The sequence below is a fragment of the Pseudomonas sp. GL_117 genome (assembly GCF_057835125.1).
This window is the reverse complement of the sequence record NZ_CM174418.1, coordinates 114,343-132,214: the sequence shown is the minus strand read 5'-3', so window position 1 is coordinate 132,214 and position 17,872 is coordinate 114,343. Positions and strand designations below refer to the sequence as shown.

The 17,872-nt window shown below is 56.0% G+C and carries 9 protein-coding genes, 2 tRNA genes and 4 rRNA genes; 6 read left to right on the top strand and 9 right to left on the bottom strand.

Features of this window, described 5'->3' with window-relative positions; translation table 11 throughout:
• Positions 1-4 precede the first annotated feature (4 nt).
• Positions 5-463, top strand: coding sequence for an SRPBCC family protein (locus tag AC3ISR_RS00630; RefSeq protein ID WP_192298586.1), 459 nt, complete (start codon positions 5-7; stop codon positions 461-463).
• A 37-nt stretch (positions 464-500) separates the two neighbouring features.
• Here AC3ISR_RS00630 and AC3ISR_RS00625 read toward each other — a convergent pair whose 3' ends face one another.
• The gene (locus AC3ISR_RS00625; RefSeq protein WP_192298587.1) at positions 501-2,381 is read right to left on the bottom strand and encodes a methyl-accepting chemotaxis protein; all 1,881 of its coding nucleotides are present in this window, start codon (positions 2,379-2,381) and stop codon (positions 501-503) included.
• Between the two features lie 280 nt (positions 2,382-2,661).
• On the opposite strand from AC3ISR_RS00625, the gene AC3ISR_RS00620 reads away from it, so the two are divergent.
• The 3 genes from AC3ISR_RS00620 to AC3ISR_RS00610 all read left to right on the top strand — a co-directional run bounded on the left by AC3ISR_RS00620 (position 2,662) and on the right by AC3ISR_RS00610 (position 6,737).
• A complete protein-coding gene (locus tag AC3ISR_RS00620; protein WP_463984920.1) occupies positions 2,662-3,186 on the top strand; it encodes a sigma-70 family RNA polymerase sigma factor in 525 nt (174 codons plus the stop codon).
• Complete coding sequence (locus AC3ISR_RS00615; protein WP_463984921.1) at positions 3,174-4,157, top strand: FecR domain-containing protein; 984 nt, start codon at positions 3,174-3,176, stop codon at positions 4,155-4,157. The genes AC3ISR_RS00620 and AC3ISR_RS00615 overlap by 13 nt, the downstream gene beginning before the upstream one ends.
• Before the next feature lie 93 nt (positions 4,158-4,250).
• Positions 4,251-6,737 (top strand): TonB-dependent siderophore receptor, encoded by a 2,487-nt coding sequence (locus AC3ISR_RS00610; RefSeq protein WP_489324547.1) that lies wholly within the window; start codon positions 4,251-4,253, stop codon positions 6,735-6,737.
• 72 nt (positions 6,738-6,809) lie between these two features.
• On the opposite strand, the gene rrf (AC3ISR_RS00605) is transcribed toward AC3ISR_RS00610, so the two are convergent.
• The 8 genes from rrf (AC3ISR_RS00605) to AC3ISR_RS00570 form a co-directional block, all read right to left on the bottom strand.
• Positions 6,810-6,925 (bottom strand): 5S ribosomal RNA (rrf, locus tag AC3ISR_RS00605).
• A gap of 109 nt (positions 6,926-7,034) precedes the next feature.
• Positions 7,035-7,150: ribosomal RNA gene (gene rrf, locus AC3ISR_RS00600) — 5S ribosomal RNA — on the bottom strand.
• 149 nt (positions 7,151-7,299) lie between these two features.
• Positions 7,300-10,191, bottom strand: a 23S ribosomal RNA gene (locus AC3ISR_RS00595).
• 247 nt (positions 10,192-10,438) lie between these two features.
• Positions 10,439-10,514 (bottom strand) — tRNA-Ala (locus AC3ISR_RS00590).
• A gap of 30 nt (positions 10,515-10,544) precedes the next feature.
• Positions 10,545-10,621, bottom strand: a tRNA-Ile gene (locus AC3ISR_RS00585).
• An 83-nt stretch (positions 10,622-10,704) separates the two neighbouring features.
• Positions 10,705-12,241: ribosomal RNA gene (locus AC3ISR_RS00580) — 16S ribosomal RNA — on the bottom strand.
• Together the 16S, 23S and 5S rRNA genes with 2 tRNA genes alongside form the textbook arrangement of a ribosomal RNA operon.
• A 571-nt stretch (positions 12,242-12,812) precedes the next feature.
• Positions 12,813-14,033, bottom strand: a complete 1,221-nt coding sequence (locus AC3ISR_RS00575; protein WP_463984050.1) for a CaiB/BaiF CoA transferase family protein — start codon at positions 14,031-14,033, stop codon at positions 12,813-12,815.
• 12 nt (positions 14,034-14,045) lie between these two features.
• The gene (locus AC3ISR_RS00570; RefSeq protein ID WP_010207882.1) at positions 14,046-15,227 is read right to left on the bottom strand and encodes an acyl-CoA dehydrogenase; all 1,182 of its coding nucleotides are present in this window, start codon (positions 15,225-15,227) and stop codon (positions 14,046-14,048) included.
• A 158-nt stretch (positions 15,228-15,385) separates the two neighbouring features.
• Here AC3ISR_RS00570 and AC3ISR_RS00565 point away from each other — a divergent pair, with 158 nt between their 5' ends.
• Together AC3ISR_RS00565 and AC3ISR_RS00560 are read left to right on the top strand one after the other, a co-directional pair.
• A complete protein-coding gene (locus tag AC3ISR_RS00565; RefSeq protein WP_192298232.1) occupies positions 15,386-16,285 on the top strand; it encodes a LysR family transcriptional regulator in 900 nt (299 codons plus the stop codon).
• A 452-nt stretch (positions 16,286-16,737) separates the two neighbouring features.
• Positions 16,738-17,859, top strand: a complete 1,122-nt coding sequence (locus tag AC3ISR_RS00560; protein ID WP_192298231.1) for a Re/Si-specific NAD(P)(+) transhydrogenase subunit alpha — start codon at positions 16,738-16,740, stop codon at positions 17,857-17,859.
• Positions 17,860-17,872: the final 13 nt, after the last annotated feature.

Here is a 17,872-nt window from a genome sequence, read left to right as displayed (position 1 = left end):
CCCCATGAAACCGCTGCAACCCGATACATTGATCCGCAACCCCGACAGCACACCGCTGGTGGCCTCGGTGGTAGTCGCCTGCCAAGCCACCCGGCTGTGGGGCGTGGTAGGTCAGTTCGCAGGCTTCGATAAGTTCATTCCTGCCCTCTCGCACATTACGATGACCGGCGAGGGCATCGGCGCATTGCGTACGAAATTTTTCCGCGATGGGCACTGCGTCGTCGAGCAACTCAACAGCCGTGACGACGACGCCATGTACATGACCTGGACCGCCCTCTACAACACGTTGGGAATCGCCAGGCTGTGGGCGTCAATGCGTGTGGAAACACTGGGCGAGCGATGTGCCAGGGCGACCTGGACCATTGTTGCCGAGCCGGTAGATGCGGCGCAGGCGGGGTTTGAGCAGTTTGTGCAGACGTTTGCCGACAGCGCCCTGGAGAACGTACGGCGGATGCTCGACTGAGCGGCAGGAGCGAGAACACTCGCTCCTGCGCACATCGTCAGATCTTGAAGCTATCGACCAGTTGCTTCAAGCGACTGGCCTGCTGGGACAACGCGTCGCAATCCTTCAACGTTTCGTTGAGATTGCTCACGCCTTGCTGGTTCAGCAGGTTGATCTGGTTGATGTCGACGTTGAGGGTTTCCACTACGGCGGTCTGCTCTTCGGTGGCAGCTGCGACCGATTGGTTCATGCCGTCGATCTCGACAATCCGCTGCGTCACGCTGACCAGGCGCTCACCGGCCTGGTTGGCCACTTCGACGCTTTCTTCGCTGGAAATCTGGCTGGCGTTCATGGTGGTCACCGCTTCACGCGAGCCCACTTGCAGCGAGGTGATCATCTTGTGGATCTCTTCGGCCGACTCCTGGGTACGGTGCGCGAGGTTACGCACCTCGTCGGCAACCACGGCAAACCCACGCCCGGCTTCACCGGCACGGGCGGCTTCGATTGCGGCGTTGAGCGCGAGCAGGTTGGTCTGCTGGGAGATGCCTTTGATCACATCAAGAATGTGGCCGATGTTGTCGGTGCTCGCATTCAGGGTTTCGATCTGCGTGCAGGACAGGCTGATCTTTTGCGAGAGTTCCGACATCGCCAGGATGGTTTGCTCCACCACTTTGCGTCCATCGTCGGCCTGTTCACTGGCACCGCTGGCATGCTGCGAAGCATCGGCGGCGTTGCGCGCGATTTCCTGGGTGGCGGCCCCCAGTTCGTTGATCGCCGCCGCCACGCTGTTGGTGCGGGCGCTTTGCTCGTCGGAACCGATGATCGACGCGTTGGACGAGGCCATCACGCGCTGGGACAAGTCATGTACCTGGCGCGTCGCCGATGACACTTCGGAGATGGACGCGTGGATACGCTCGACGAACTGGTTGAACGCACTGCCGACCTCGCCAAACTCGTCTTTGCTGGTCACGGCCAGGCGGCGGGTCAGGTCGCCCTCGCCCTGCGCGATGTCCTGCATGGCAACGCCCATGGTGGTCAGAGGTCGCAGCAACACTTGGATCAACAGGCTCAAGAGCACGGCAATCGCCACTACGGCAATCAGCATCGCAATCAACGCGGAGGTGCGGAATTTGCCCAAAGGTGCGTAGGCCTTGTCTTTGTCGATCGACAGACCGATGTACCAGTCAGCACCAGGCAAGCCGCTGATCGGGGTGAACGACAGGATGCGATCCTGACCGTTGAGCACCACGTCCTGGTTGAGCTTCTCGATGCGCAGTTGGGCGCCCGGGTAGATGTCCTTGAGGTTTTTCATCACCTGGTCCTGGTCCGGGCTGACGATCACCTGACCGTCACCGCTGACCAGGAATGCGTGGCCGATGCCGCCGAAATCCACCGAGTTGATGATCTTCACCAGGGTTTGCAGGCTCAAGTCGCCGCCAACCACACCGAGCAATTCACCGTTCTTTTTCACCGGCATGGCGATGGTCACGATCTGCCCACCCACGGCGGCCATATATGGCGGCGTGAGCATGGGTTTACCGGCGGCTACAGCCTGCTTGTACCAAGGGCGCTGACGCGGGTCGTAGTCGTCGGGCATCTTGGCATCAGGGCGCTGGGTGAATACGCCGTTGGTTTGGCCGACGTAGGTGAACTGGAAGTTCGAGGTGAAGGCCGGTTGATCGACCAGGCCCGGAAGGTCAGCCCCCGCGCCTTGGTGTGCGATGTTTTGCGTAAGGTTTTCGAGCACCAGAATTCGCCCGCTGAGCCAGTTTTGCACGCTGCTGGCCGTGAGTTCACCGGATTGCTGGATAGACGACTCCAGGTTTTGCTTGATGGTGCTGCGCTGCAGGTAGTCGTTGTAGAGCGTGAATAACGCGAACGCTAAAACCACGACGCCTGACGCGGCCAACAGAATTTTATGACTGAACTTGAGATTCATTTCATCGACTTCTTTTTGCCAAAGGGGGGTTAGCGTGCCGAGTGGAGCATTCCATGTTGCGGCATAGATCGTCTTTGTAGCCGCTCTATTTCGGTGCACGCATGGCTCATCAGGCTTTCGGCCAAATCAGGGTAAAACTTAGGCCGCTGTAAGGTGTTTCCTCATTTTATGTAGGAAACCGACAGACGGTTGCCGTACAGGGATCAGAGTTGCAAATTTTTTCAGCCTCCCAAACAATGCGACTAATTATCATTTGTAACGTTTGGCCGAGCCCGTGTGAATGGCATCCTCCGAGTACATCCCGTGTGAAAGTGTCGTGCAGACGCTTTACCGCACCCACCACAACTGGCTGAACTCCTGGCTGCGCGGGTGTTTGGGCAATGCCGCGGATGCTGCCGACCTGGCGCAGGACACCTTTGTGCGTCTGCTGCAGAAGACCGAGCGTTTTGAACTCAAGACGCCGCGTGCGTTTTTACGCACCATCGCCCGCGGCCTGGTGATTGATCACTGGCGCCGCGAAGAAATCGAACGGGCTTACCTTGAGTCCATCGCCCATCTGCCCGAGGGATTGGCGCCCAGCGCTGAAGCCCGTGCGCTGGTGCTGGAGTTGTTGGAAGAAGTTGCTCGACTGCTTGAAGGACTGAAGCCAAAGGTACGCAAGGCATTTCTGCTGGCGCAGTGCGATGGGCTGACTTACAAACAGATCGCGCAGCAGATGGGCGTATCGCTGCGGTCCGTCGAGCGTTACGTTGCGCAGGCGCTGTACCACTGCTATGTGCTGCGGTATGAAACGTGCCGCCGATAAACAACGCGGTGCGCCCAAGCCCCAGTCCCGAGGCGGTCAAGCAAGCCATCCACTGGTCGCTGCGCTTGCGCAACAACCGCGCCAATCCAAAGCTGCGCGCGCAATGTGCAGACTGGCGTGAGGCCCACGGCGACCACGAGTTGGCCTGGCAGCGGGTGCAGGCGTTGCAGCAGGAATTGAGTGGCCAACTGGCGGCGATTCCAGGGGCGCATGCGGCGCTGGAAAACAGCGCACAGGGCTTGGGCCGACGACAGGCGCTGAAGGTGTTGTCTGGCGTGCTGCTGGTGGGTACGGCGGCGTGGGTAAGCCGGGATCTGACGGGTTGGCAACGCTGGACCTGCGACCTCGCGACTGCCACCGGCGAACGCCGTAGCATGCAATTGCCCGACGGAACTCGCTTGCAACTCAATACCGACAGCGCCGTGGACCTGCATTTCAACCCGCAGCAGCGATTGATCACGCTGGTACGTGGGGAGGCCCTGGTGACGTGCGGCGCAGTTCGGTCGACGCCTTTGCTGGTGCAAACGCGGCATGGCTTGTTCGAAGGCATCGACGGCCGCTTCGCCGTTCGACAGGACAGTGCCTGCACGCGGTTGAGCGTGGTCAGCGGCAATGTGGCCATTCATTCACCACATGGGGCAAAAGGGCTGTCGACCCAGGTGCACGCAGGAGAAAGCTACCTCGTGCGTCAGACCGAAGCTATCCCCGCCGCGCCTTTGGACATGGATATTGGCGCCTGGGCCGATGGACTGATCGTGACACGCGGCATGCGCCTCGACGCTTTCCTGGCAGAAGTCGGGCGTTATCGTCATGGCTACCTGGGTTGCTCGGCAGACATCGCCGATTTGCGGCTATCGGGCGTTTTCCGTTTAGAGGACACCGATAAATTGTTGGCGATCCTGCCGCAAACGCTGCCGGTTCAATTGCGCTACCGCACCCGCTGGTGGGTGAGCCTGGATCGATCAGCCTGAACTTCAAAGTTATTTTGGCGGCTTTTTTCCGTGAGTCCGGCTTAGACAGTAAGCCTTTCAATCTGCCCTCACCGGCCTCTACGGACCTTGACCATGACTGTGCGTTTTCCCTGTAATTCTTCCTATTCATTGCTGAGTAAAGCCGTACGTGTGGCGCTGCTATCGACAGCGATGGGCCTACACGTATTGCCCTTCACTGCCATGGCCGCAGACGCGAGTGCCGAACGCCCCCATCAACGCTATGAGATCTCCGCAGGCCCGCTGACCGAGGTGCTGAATCAGTTTGCCCGACAGGCCGGCATCATGCTTTCCAGCACACCTGCGCACACCCAGGGCCTGCATTCGGCAGGACTGCGCGGCGACTATTCGGCCAGAGACGGCCTGAATCTTTTGCTCCGTGGTTCTGGGTTGCAGGCGGTTTCCGAGGATGACGTCAGCTTCACAGTGCAAGTGACGCCGGAAGATAGCGCACTTACCCTGCCAACCACCGACATCAAGGGCTTTGCGCTGGGTAATGCCCTGGGCAGCATGGAAGGCTACAACGCGACTCACAGCCAGATTGCGACCAAAACCAGCGCCGCTTTGCTCGAGACCTCGCAAACCGTCTCGGTGGTCACGCGCGAGCAGATGGACGACCAGGGCTCCCAGACGGTAGCCCAGGCCATGCGTTACACACCGGGCGTATTGACCAACCCCTATGGGGCGACCCACCGGTACGACTACGTGGCAATGCGCGGCTTCAACGACGGCTCGGTAGACAACATTTACCTGGACGGGCTCAAGTCCATGGGCGACAGCGGCACCTACAGCACGATGCAGGTTGATCCGTATTTCCTCGAGCGAGTGGATATTCTCAAAGGCCCGTCTTCGGTGCTGTACGGGCGCAGTTCGCCGGGCGGGCTGGTGGCACTGACCAGTAAGAAGCCGTTGTTCGAGCCCTATCATCAAGTACAAGCGACTGTAGGAAGCAACGGGCAACGAGGCATGGGGTTTGACTTCAGTGGGCCTGTGGATGACGACAAGCGCATTGCCTACCGACTGACAGGTTTGACGGATAAGTCCGACACCCAGTTTGACCACGCCAAAGAAAAGCGCTTTGCACTGGCACCGACCGTGAGTATCGACTTCACCGATGATACGTCGCTTGTACTCCAAGCGTACCTACAGCACGACCCTGATGGGGGCTATCACGGGGGCATGCCGGCAGATGGTGCGTTGCATCAGCGTAACGGCCAGCGAATCTCCAGCCATTTCTTCGAAGGTGAACCTGGGCTCGACGGCTACAAGCGTGATCAGCAGTCGTTTGGGTATCAATTTGAACATCGCTTCAATGATGTCTTCACTGCGCGGCAGAACTTTCGCTATCTGGACTCCAAGGTGCGGCTGGATCAGGTGTACGCCTATGGTTGGAGCACGCCGACCGGCAACGAGCTGAACCGCTACTACTCCGGAGGGGACGAGAAGCTGCATGCGTTCATCATCGACAACATGCTACAGGCGGAGTTTTTTACCGGTGCAATCAAGCAGACCGTATTGATGGGGGCGGATTATCAGCGACGTAAAACCGTAGTGGACTGGACTAGCGGATCGCTGCAACCGATCGATGCGTTCAGCCCTGTTTATGGTAATTCGGCGATCAGCTATTACAGCCCGACCAGCTACCTACGACGGCTGGAGCAGACCGGTGTCTATCTGCAAGACTTGGTCGAAATGGATAAATGGCGGTTTTCCCTCGGGCTGCGCCAGGACTGGGTAGAGACTTCCGACGAGAACCGAGTCGCTGAGACCGGGCGGCCGGCAGGCACGCAAATCAGTGATAAACGGACCAAGCTGACTGGGCGTGCAGGTGCGTTGTATCTGTTTGATAACGGCCTGGCGCCCTACGTCAGCTATTCCGAATCCTTCAATCCCAACTCCTATTCCGATAGCGCAGGTAACCCGCTTGCGCCTACTGACGGGACGCAGTGGGAGGTGGGGCTCAAGTATCAGCCGCCGGGTACAGACAACCTGTTTACCGCGTCGTGGTTTCGCATCGATCAGGAGAATCTGGCGACCAAACTACCGCAGGAGAACTTCTATCGTGCTGTAGGTGCTGTTCGCTCCCAGGGGCTTGAGCTGGAAGCACACATGCAAGTGAGCGAAAACCTGAAGCTGTTGGGCAGTTATACCTTCACTGACATCAAATACACGAAGTCGATGGTGAGTACTTCGAGTACGGCTGACAATCTGATCGAGAACGAGGGTAACTCTCCGACCCAGGCACCTCGCCACATGGCATCGGTGTGGGCTGACTACGCATTCAATAGTGGAGCCCTGGACGGATTGCGACTCGGGGGCGGCGTGCGGTATGTGGGCTATAGCTGGGCGGATGCGGAAAACACGATGAAAGTCCCGTCCTATACCTTGCTTGATGCTTCGGTGGGGTATGACCTGGGCAAGATCGGATTGAAGGGCGTGGATGTACGGATCAATGCCAACAATCTGACCAATGAGACGTACGTGGCGTCGTGTGCCAGCCTGAACTTCTGTTACCTGGGGGAAGAGCGCAATGTGAGCGCGACAGTCAGCTATCAGTTCTGATCCGTTACGGTTCAAGGCCCTTAAACGACAAAACCCCTGTCTGCGTTAGCAGACAGGGGTTTCGGAATTCAATCTTGACGATGACCTACTCTCACATGGGGAAACCCCACACTACCATCGGCGATGCATCGTTTCACTGCTGAGTTCGGGATGGGATCAGGTGGTTCCAATGCTCTATGGTCGTCAAGAAATTCTGTGTACCGGACCGTTGCGTTAGCAACGTGCCAGTGAAATTCATGGACTTCTACATAAACAAAACCCCTGTTTGCGTTAGCAAACAGGGGCTTTGGAATTTAATCTTGACGATGACCTACTCTCACATGGGGAAACCCCACACTACCATCGGCGATGCATCGTTTCACTGCTGAGTTCGGGATGGGATCAGGTGGTTCCAATGCTCTATGGTCGTCAAGAAATTCGGGTACTGAGTCGTGGCTTGTGCCTCGCTTCAGCAAATTGGGTATGTGATAGCTTTCGGTGTTTTGTGAACGTCGAACTTTCGGTTCATTTCGTCTTCACACACCGCAATCTGGCCTTTCGACGCAAATTGCTTGGGTGTTATATGGTCAAGCCTCACGGGCAATTAGTATTGGTTAGCTCAACGCCTCACAGCGCTTACACACCCAACCTATCAACGTCGTAGTCTTCGACGGCCCTTCAGGGAACTCAAGGTTCCAGTGAGATCTCATCTTGAGGCTAGTTTCCCGCTTAGATGCTTTCAGCGGTTATCTATTCCGAACATAGCTACCCGGCAATGCCACTGGCGTGACAACCGGAACACCAGAGGTTCGTCCACTCCGGTCCTCTCGTACTAGGAGCAGCCCCTCTCAAATCTCAAACGTCCACGGCAGATAGGGACCGAACTGTCTCACGACGTTCTAAACCCAGCTCGCGTACCACTTTAAATGGCGAACAGCCATACCCTTGGGACCGGCTTCAGCCCCAGGATGTGATGAGCCGACATCGAGGTGCCAAACACCGCCGTCGATATGAACTCTTGGGCGGTATCAGCCTGTTATCCCCGGAGTACCTTTTATCCGTTGAGCGATGGCCCTTCCATACAGAACCACCGGATCACTAAGACCTACTTTCGTACCTGCTCGACGTGTCTGTCTCGCAGTCAAGCGCGCTTTTGCCTTTATACTCTACGACCGATTTCCGACCGGTCTGAGCGCACCTTCGTACTCCTCCGTTACTCTTTAGGAGGAGACCGCCCCAGTCAAACTACCCACCATACACTGTCCTCGATCCGGATAACGGACCTGAGTTAGAACCTCAAAGTTGCCAGGGTGGTATTTCAAGGATGGCTCCACGCGAACTGGCGTCCACGCTTCAAAGCCTCCCACCTATCCTACACAAGCAAATTCAAAGTCCAGTGCAAAGCTATAGTAAAGGTTCACGGGGTCTTTCCGTCTAGCCGCGGATACACTGCATCTTCACAGCGATTTCAATTTCACTGAGTCTCGGGTGGAGACAGCGCCGCCATCGTTACGCCATTCGTGCAGGTCGGAACTTACCCGACAAGGAATTTCGCTACCTTAGGACCGTTATAGTTACGGCCGCCGTTTACCGGGGCTTCGATCAAGAGCTTCGCGTTAGCTAACCCCATCAATTAACCTTCCGGCACCGGGCAGGCGTCACACCCTATACGTCCACTTTCGTGTTTGCAGAGTGCTGTGTTTTTAATAAACAGTCGCAGCGGCCTGGTATCTTCGACCGGCATGAGCTTACGGAGCAAGTCCTTCACCCTCACCGGCGCACCTTCTCCCGAAGTTACGGTGCCATTTTGCCTAGTTCCTTCACCCGAGTTCTCTCAAGCGCCTTGGTATTCTCTACCCAACCACCTGTGTCGGTTTGGGGTACGGTTCCTGGTTACCTGAAGCTTAGAAGCTTTTCTTGGAAGCATGGCATCAACCACTTCGTTAACTAAAAGTTAACTCGTCATCAGCTCTCGGCCTTAAGATCCCGGATTTACCTAAGATCTCAGCCTACCACCTTAAACTTGGACAACCAACGCCAAGCTGGCCTAGCCTTCTCCGTCCCTCCATCGCAATAACCAGAAGTACAGGAATATTAACCTGTTTTCCATCGACTACGCTTTTCAGCCTCGCCTTAGGGACCGACTAACCCTGCGTCGATTAACGTTGCGCAGGAAACCTTGGTCTTTCGGCGTGGGTGTTTTTCACACCCATTGTCGTTACTCATGTCAGCATTCGCACTTCTGATACCTCCAGCAAGCTTCTCAACTCACCTTCACAGGCTTACAGAACGCTCCTCTACCGCATCACTTACGTGATACCCGTAGCTTCGGTGTATGGTTTGAGCCCCGTTACATCTTCCGCGCAGGCCGACTCGACTAGTGAGCTATTACGCTTTCTTTAAAGGGTGGCTGCTTCTAAGCCAACCTCCTAGCTGTCTAAGCCTTCCCACATCGTTTCCCACTTAACCATAACTTTGGGACCTTAGCTGACGGTCTGGGTTGTTTCCCTTTTCACGACGGACGTTAGCACCCGCCGTGTGTCTCCCATGCTCGGCACTTGTAGGTATTCGGAGTTTGCATCGGTTTGGTAAGTCGGGATGACCCCCTAGCCGAAACAGTGCTCTACCCCCTACAGTGATACATGAGGCGCTACCTAAATAGCTTTCGAGGAGAACCAGCTATCTCCGAGCTTGATTAGCCTTTCACTCCGATCCACAGGTCATCCGCTAACTTTTCAACGGTAGTCGGTTCGGTCCTCCAGTTAGTGTTACCCAACCTTCAACCTGCCCATGGATAGATCGCCCGGTTTCGGGTCTATTCCCAGCGACTAGACGCCCTATTAAGACTCGCTTTCGCTACGCCTCCCCTATTCGGTTAAGCTCGCCACTGAAAATAAGTCGCTGACCCATTATACAAAAGGTACGCAGTCACAGAACAAAGTCTGCTCCCACTGCTTGTACGCATACGGTTTCAGGATCTATTTCACTCCCCTCTCCGGGGTTCTTTTCGCCTTTCCCTCACGGTACTAGTTCACTATCGGTCAGTCAGTAGTATTTAGCCTTGGAGGATGGTCCCCCCATATTCAGACAAAGTTTCTCGTGCTCCGTCCTACTCGATTTCATGACTAAGAGATTTTCGCGTACAGGGCTATCACCCACTATGGCCGCACTTTCCAGAGCGTTCCGCTAATCTCAAAGCCACTTAAGGGCTAGTCCCCGTTCGCTCGCCACTACTAAGGGAATCTCGGTTGATTTCTTTTCCTCAGGGTACTTAGATGTTTCAGTTCCCCTGGTTCGCTTCTTGCACCTATGTATTCAGTACAAGATAACCATCTTATGATGGCTGGGTTCCCCCATTCAGACATCTCCGGATCAAAGTCTGTTTGCCGACTCCCCGAAGCTTTTCGCAGGCTACCACGTCTTTCATCGCCTCTGACTGCCAAGGCATCCACCGTATGCGCTTCTTCACTTGACCATATAACCCCAAGCAATCTGGTTATACTGTGAAGACAACATTCGCCGAAAATTCGAATTTCTCAACTAAGAGAACTCACAAATTTTACCTTAGCCTGATCCGTTACCAGTGAAAGTAACGTTCAGTCTATCTTTCTATCACATACCCAAATTTTTAAAGAACGATCTAATCAAAGACTAGAAATCAACATTCACCATCGTCACGATGGAATGCTCATTTCTAAGCTTTCAACAAACAGAAGCAGTAGTGGTGGAGCCAAACGGGATCGAACCGTTGACCTCCTGCGTGCAAGGCAGGCGCTCTCCCAGCTGAGCTATGGCCCCGTATTTCTACAGGCGTTTCCCACACAAAATTGGTGGGTCTGGGCAGATTCGAACTGCCGACCTCACCCTTATCAGGGGTGCGCTCTAACCAACTGAGCTACAGACCCAATTTCGGGCTGCTTCTTTATCGTCTTCTTCAATGAATCAAGCAATTCGTGTGGGAACTTATGGAGCAGCTGATGTCGTCGATTAAGGAGGTGATCCAGCCGCAGGTTCCCCTACGGCTACCTTGTTACGACTTCACCCCAGTCATGAATCACACCGTGGTAACCGTCCTCCCGAAGGTTAGACTAGCTACTTCTGGTGCAACCCACTCCCATGGTGTGACGGGCGGTGTGTACAAGGCCCGGGAACGTATTCACCGCGACATTCTGATTCGCGATTACTAGCGATTCCGACTTCACGCAGTCGAGTTGCAGACTGCGATCCGGACTACGATCGGTTTTATGGGATTAGCTCCACCTCGCGGCTTGGCAACCCTCTGTACCGACCATTGTAGCACGTGTGTAGCCCAGGCCGTAAGGGCCATGATGACTTGACGTCATCCCCACCTTCCTCCGGTTTGTCACCGGCAGTCTCCTTAGAGTGCCCACCATTACGTGCTGGTAACTAAGGACAAGGGTTGCGCTCGTTACGGGACTTAACCCAACATCTCACGACACGAGCTGACGACAGCCATGCAGCACCTGTCTCAATGTTCCCGAAGGCACCAATCCATCTCTGGAAAGTTCATTGGATGTCAAGGCCTGGTAAGGTTCTTCGCGTTGCTTCGAATTAAACCACATGCTCCACCGCTTGTGCGGGCCCCCGTCAATTCATTTGAGTTTTAACCTTGCGGCCGTACTCCCCAGGCGGTCAACTTAATGCGTTAGCTGCGCCACTAAAAGCTCAAGGCTTCCAACGGCTAGTTGACATCGTTTACGGCGTGGACTACCAGGGTATCTAATCCTGTTTGCTCCCCACGCTTTCGCACCTCAGTGTCAGTATTAGTCCAGGTGGTCGCCTTCGCCACTGGTGTTCCTTCCTATATCTACGCATTTCACCGCTACACAGGAAATTCCACCACCCTCTACCATACTCTAGTCAGTCAGTTTTGAATGCAGTTCCCAGGTTGAGCCCGGGGATTTCACATCCAACTTAACAAACCACCTACGCGCGCTTTACGCCCAGTAATTCCGATTAACGCTTGCACCCTCTGTATTACCGCGGCTGCTGGCACAGAGTTAGCCGGTGCTTATTCTGTCGGTAACGTCAAAACAGATACGTATTAGGTAACTGCCCTTCCTCCCAACTTAAAGTGCTTTACAATCCGAAGACCTTCTTCACACACGCGGCATGGCTGGATCAGGCTTTCGCCCATTGTCCAATATTCCCCACTGCTGCCTCCCGTAGGAGTCTGGACCGTGTCTCAGTTCCAGTGTGACTGATCATCCTCTCAGACCAGTTACGGATCGTCGCCTTGGTGAGCCATTACCCCACCAACTAGCTAATCCGACCTAGGCTCATCTGATAGCGCAAGGCCCGAAGGTCCCCTGCTTTCTCCCGTAGGACGTATGCGGTATTAGCGTCCGTTTCCGAACGTTATCCCCCACTACCAGGCAGATTCCTAGGCATTACTCACCCGTCCGCCGCTCTCAAGAGAAGCAAGCTTCTCTCTACCGCTCGACTTGCATGTGTTAGGCCTGCCGCCAGCGTTCAATCTGAGCCATGATCAAACTCTTCAGTTCAAACATCTTTGGGTTTTTAAGAAACCCTAAACTTGGCTCAGCAATCGTTGGTTACATCTTTGATTTCTCGCGGAGTAACTTGTGATGCTGATAATCTTGTTGACTATCAGTCTGACTCCACAAGCACCCACACGAATTGCTTGATTCAGTTGTTAAAGAGCGGTTGGTTAAGATCTTTCGTCTCAACCGAGGCGCGCATTCTACAGCAGCCTCATTTGCTGTCAAGTGATTATTTTCAGAAGCTTTCGAAGATTTCTTCAACAACTTCAACCACTTGCGCTTACGATCTCTCGTTAGCGGGAGGCGAATTCTACAGCGTTACACGCTGCTGTCAACACCTCTTTTTCAACTTCCTCAGCGCTTCGATGAACTGAAGCAATCTGCTGTCGAAAACTGCGTAACTCATTGTTTACCAAGGAGTTTTCCGTTTCGACTGCGCCGGAAGTGGGGCGAATTATAGACATCCAGAATCTGCCGTCAACCAATAATTTGGTTTTTCTATCAATTAACCGAAACTGATTAAAAAACCACCAAGACAGCCTCCTGATCCCTTCTATATAGAAGAAGCGACCTAGATAACCCCTGCAGCCCTCAGAGCAGCCACATTGGCGTCCTCCAATCCAAGCACCTCACGCAATACCTGAACCGTATGCTCGCCAAGCAGAGGAGGCGCGCTGCGATACTCCACGGGAGTCTTTGACAATCGGATAGGGCTAGCCACCTGAGGCACCATTCCCGCCAGTGCATGGGGCAACGCCATCGCCAACCCACGCGCCTTGACCTGGGGATCGGCAAACACCTGCGCCAGGTCATTGATCGGCCCACACGGCACGCCAACCTGCTCCAACAGCGCCACCCATTCAGCTGTCGTCTTAAACACCGTCGCCTGCCGAATCAACGGAATCAACTGTGCACGGTTGGCCACCCGCATCTTGTTGGAAGAGAAGCGCGGATCATCCGCCCACTGCGGCTGCCCAGCGGCTTCAGCAAACTTTCGAAACTGCCCGTCATTACCCACTGTCAGGATAAAGTCGCCATCGGCAGTAGGAAAATCCTGATACGGCACGATATTCGGATGCGCATTGCCCAAACGCTTCGGCGACACCCCCGTCGTCAGGTAATTCATCGCCTGATTCGCCAGGCATGCCACCTGCACATCCAGCAGCGCCATATCGATATGCTGCCCGCCACCGTCATGATCCCGATGGGCCAACGCCGCCAGGATCGCCACGGTGGAGTAGAGCCCCGTGAGAATGTCAGTCAACGCCACGCCAACCTTGACAGGCCCGGCCCCGTCATCCCCCTCTGGCCGCCCGGTCAGACTCATGAGCCCGCCCAACCCCTGGATCATGAAGTCATAGCCCGCACGCGCCGCATAAGGCCCCGTCTGGCCAAAACCGGTGATCGAGCAATAGATCAACTCCGGATTGATCTCCTTGAGCGCCTCATAGTCCAATCCATACGCAGCCAGACCACCCACCTTGAAGTTCTCGATCAGAATGTCGGACTTGGCTGCGAGGTCACGCACCAGCTTCTGCCCCTCCGGTCGCGTGAAGTCGATCGTCACAGACTCCTTGTTACGATTGGCCGACAGGTAATACGCCGCTTCACTGGTGTTTTCGCCATAGGCATCCTTAAGGAAGGGCGGCCCCCACGCGCGAGTGTCATCCCCACTGCCTGGCCTTTCGACCTTGATGACCTCAGCCCCAAGGTCCGCAAGAATTTGCCCGGACCACGGCCCCGCCAGCACTCGCGACAGATCCAGTACCCGCAGATGCGAAAGCGCGCCCATACCGAACTCCTATTAATAGAACGCTTGAAGACCGGTTTGCGCACGCCCCAGGATCAACGCGTGCACGTCATGGGTGCCTTCATAGGTGTTGACCACCTCCAGGTTGACCAGATGACGCGCCACCCCGAACTCGTCGGAGATACCGTTACCGCCCAACATGTCCCGCGCCATGCGCGCGATGTCCAGGGACTTGCCACACGAATTGCGCTTCATGATCGACGTGATCTCCACCGCCGCCGTCCCTTCATCCTTCATCCGACCCAACCGCAGGCAGCCTTGCAGCGCCAGGGTGATCTCGGTCTGCATGTCGGCCAGCTTTTTCTGGATCAACTGGGTTGCCGCCAACGGTCGTCCAAACTGCTGACGATCCAGCGTGTATTGGCGTGCGGTGTGCCAGCAAAACTCGGCTGCACCCAACGCCCCCCAGGAGATGCCATAACGCGCCGAGTTAAGGCAGGTGAAAGGCCCCTTCAAACCCCGCACGTCCGGAAAGATGTTCTCTTCCGGCACAAACACGTTGTCCATGACAATTTCGCCAGTGATCGAGGCTCGCAGACCCACCTTGCCGTGAATCGCCGGAGCGCTCAGGCCTTTCCAGCCCTTCTCCAATACAAACCCACGAATGTCGCCTGCATCGTCCTTGCCCCACACCACAAACACATCCGCAATAGGGCTGTTGGTGATCCACATCTTCGCGCCCGTCAGGCTGTAGCCGCCTTCCACTTTGCGCGCACGAGTAATCATCGCGCCGGGGTCGGAACCATGATTCGGCTCGGTCAGACCGAAGCAACCAATCCACTCACCAGAAGCCAGCTTAGGCAAATACTTCTGCTTCTGTGCTTCGGTACCGAACTCATTGATAGGCACCATCACCAGGGACGACTGAACGCTCATCATCGACCGATAGCCGGAGTCGACACGCTCCACCTCACGGGCGATCAATCCATAGCTGACGTAGTTCAAGCCACTGCCACCGTACTGCTCGGGAATCATCGCCCCCAGCAGGCCGGTTTCGCCCATCTCGCGAAAAATGGCCGGGTCGGTCTTCTCATGGCGAAAGGCTTCGAGCACACGCGGCGCCAGCTTGTCCTGGGCGAATTGCTCAGCGCTGTCACGCACCATGCGCTCTTCTTCGGTGAGCTGTTGATCCAGCAGCAGTGGATCGATCCAGTTGAAGCTTGCCTTGCCAGCCATGAATAAGTCCTCGCGAAGATAAATCAGAAGTCGTGGATGGAGCCTAGGCCGGACAAGCGAGGAGGGCAAACGAGGTTTCTGCATAGGCTTGTGCTAATTTCTCACTTCGAAACACTAAATAGCGCCGCCTATGCGTTTTATATGTGAGGACAAGGTACATGCGCAGAAAAATTCCCAGCACCACCGCCCTGGTCAGCTTTGAAGCGGCGGCCCGCCACGAGAGCTTTACCAAGGCTGCGCAAGAGCTCTCCATCACCCAGGGCGCCATCTGCCGACAAATCGCCAGCCTTGAGGAGTTTTTAAGTGTCGAGCTGTTTCGGCGCTCGCGTCGCGGGGTCAAGTTGACGGAAGCGGGCCTGTCCTACAGCCGTCGCGTTGCCACCCAACTGGACGCGGTGGAGCGCGATACCTTGTCAGTCATGGGCCAGCAGGGTGCCAACGTGATCGAACTGGCCGTCGTCCCTACGTTCGGCACTCAGTGGCTGATACCTCGACTCAAGGACTTTCAGCGCCAACACCCGGAAGTCACGGTCAACCTCACCAACCGCACGCGTCCGTTCCTGTTTGCCGATACCGACTTCGATGCAGCGATCTACTTCGGTGATGCCGATTGGTCCGGTACAGAATCCCACCGATTGATGGGAGAAAACCCTGTCCCCGTGTGCAGCCCACGGCTGCTGGCCAGCCGTACACAATTTGCCCCGCAGGAGATCGCGGAACTGCCCCTGCTGCAGCAGACCACCCGGCCTTACGCCTGGCGCCAATGGTTCAACGCCCAGCAACTGAACGTACCCCGCGACATGACAGGCCCCCGATACGAGCTATTCTCAATGCTGTCCCAGGCAGCCATGCATGACATGGGGGTCGCGCTGATCCCGCCGTTCCTTATCCAGCGGGAGTTGGATGAACACCAACTCGTAATTGCAAGTCCCGAGGCGCTGACCAGTTCAAAGGCCTATTACTTGATGATTCCCGACAGAAAAGTCGAATCGGCCTCGCTGCACGCTTTCAGAGACTGGCTGATTGATCAATCACACCGTTATAGCCCCAGTATTTAAAGGACACGAGGCAATTACTGACTTTGTAGTCAGCAAAAATCAAATCCTACAGATGTACGTATATGTCGCATTTCAGCAGACTGTACCTGCTGACCAAAGATAAGGCCCAAAGCCATGATTTTCATGGCCTTCAGCGACTCTCACAAGCCAATGCCCGACTATTCACATCAGCGATGGCAAAAGACCCGATAAATGCCTGCAGCCCTTTAAGCCCCTGTATTTGAAGAGGTTATTTCAAAGCATTGCGACAATCAGTCACAGGGTGACTTGTAGTTAATTTTTCGTCACCCGTCATAATCCCTTGAAGGCCGTAAAGTTCGCCTGCAAAATGCCGCGCCCCGCTGTCATTTCAGCGGGATCGTGCTGATCGGCCGCCCCAGATGCGCCACTCACGGTGCACTGGCCTTTTTACAAAAAGATCAAAAGCAAAAAGATCATGCAGGAGATTTGACGTGCACATTGGTGTTCCTCTCGAAACCCAGACCGGTGAAACGCGGGTGGCTGCCACCCCGGAAACCATCAAGAAGCTGATCGGCCAGGGCCATAAGGTCACTGTACAAAGCGGTGCCGGCATTAAAGCCAGCATCACTGACAGTGCCTATGAAACGGCAGGCGCAACCATTGGCAGCGCCAACGATGCGTTTGGCGCCGAGCTGATTCTCAAGGTGGTGGCCCCCAGCGACAGCGAACTTGCGCTGATCAAAAGCGGCACCGTGTTGGTGGGCATGCTCAACCCGTTCAGCAACGAAACCATCGCCAAGCTCGCCGAGCGGGGCATCACTGCCTTTGCCCTCGAAGCTGCGCCGCGCACCTCGCGCGCCCAGAGTCTCGACGTGCTGTCCTCCCAGGCCAACATCGCCGGTTACAAAGCCGTGCTGCTCGCCGCTCATCACTATCCGCGCTTCATGCCGATGCTGATGACCGCTGCGGGCACCGTCAAAGCCGCTCGCGTGCTGATCCTCGGCGCCGGCGTGGCGGGCTTGCAGGCCATCGCCACGGCGAAACGCCTGGGTGCGGTGATCGAAGCGTCTGACGTACGCCCGGCCGTAAAAGAGCAGATCGAGTCCCTCGGCGCCAAGTTCGTCGATGTGCCCTACGAAACCGATGAAGAGCGCGAATGCGCCGTCGGCGTCGGCGGTTACGCGCGCCCAATGCCAACCAGCTGGATGCAGCGCCAGGCCCTGGCCGTGCACGAACGCGCCAAGCAGGCCGACATCGTCATCACCACCGCACTGATCCCCGGCCGCAAGGCACCAACCCTACTCAGCGCCGACACCGTCGCGCAGATGAAACCTGGCTCGGTGGTCATCGACCTCGCGGCCGCCCAGGGTGGCAACTGCCCGCTGACCGTCGCCGACCAAGTGGTAGTGGAGAACGGCGTGATCATCTGCGGCCCGACCAACCTCGCCGGCGCTGTCGCCGCCGATGCGTCAGCCTTGTATGCGCGCAACCTGCTGGACTTCCTGAAGCTGGTCTTCACCAAGGAAGGGCAGTTTGAAATCAACCTCGAAGACGACATCGTCGCCGCGTGCCTGATGTGCCGCGACGGCCAAGTCATCCGCAAAAACGCCTAAGCAGGGATTCAGA

Coding starts and splice junctions, on each gene's coding strand:
- AC3ISR_RS00575 (WP_463984050.1), bottom strand. CDS start 14,033: ATGGGCGCGCTTTCGCATCTGCGGGTACTGGATCTGTCGCGAGTGCTG.
- AC3ISR_RS00610 (WP_489324547.1), top strand. CDS start 4,251: ATGACTGTGCGTTTTCCCTGTAATTCTTCCTATTCATTGCTGAGTAAA.
- AC3ISR_RS00630 (WP_192298586.1), top strand. CDS start 5: ATGAAACCGCTGCAACCCGATACATTGATCCGCAACCCCGACAGCACA.
- AC3ISR_RS00620 (WP_463984920.1), top strand. CDS start 2,662: ATGGCATCCTCCGAGTACATCCCGTGTGAAAGTGTCGTGCAGACGCTT.
- AC3ISR_RS00570 (WP_010207882.1), bottom strand. CDS start 15,227: ATGGCTGGCAAGGCAAGCTTCAACTGGATCGATCCACTGCTGCTGGAT.
- AC3ISR_RS00625 (WP_192298587.1), bottom strand. CDS start 2,381: ATGAATCTCAAGTTCAGTCATAAAATTCTGTTGGCCGCGTCAGGCGTC.
- AC3ISR_RS00565 (WP_192298232.1), top strand. CDS start 15,386: ATGCGCAGAAAAATTCCCAGCACCACCGCCCTGGTCAGCTTTGAAGCG.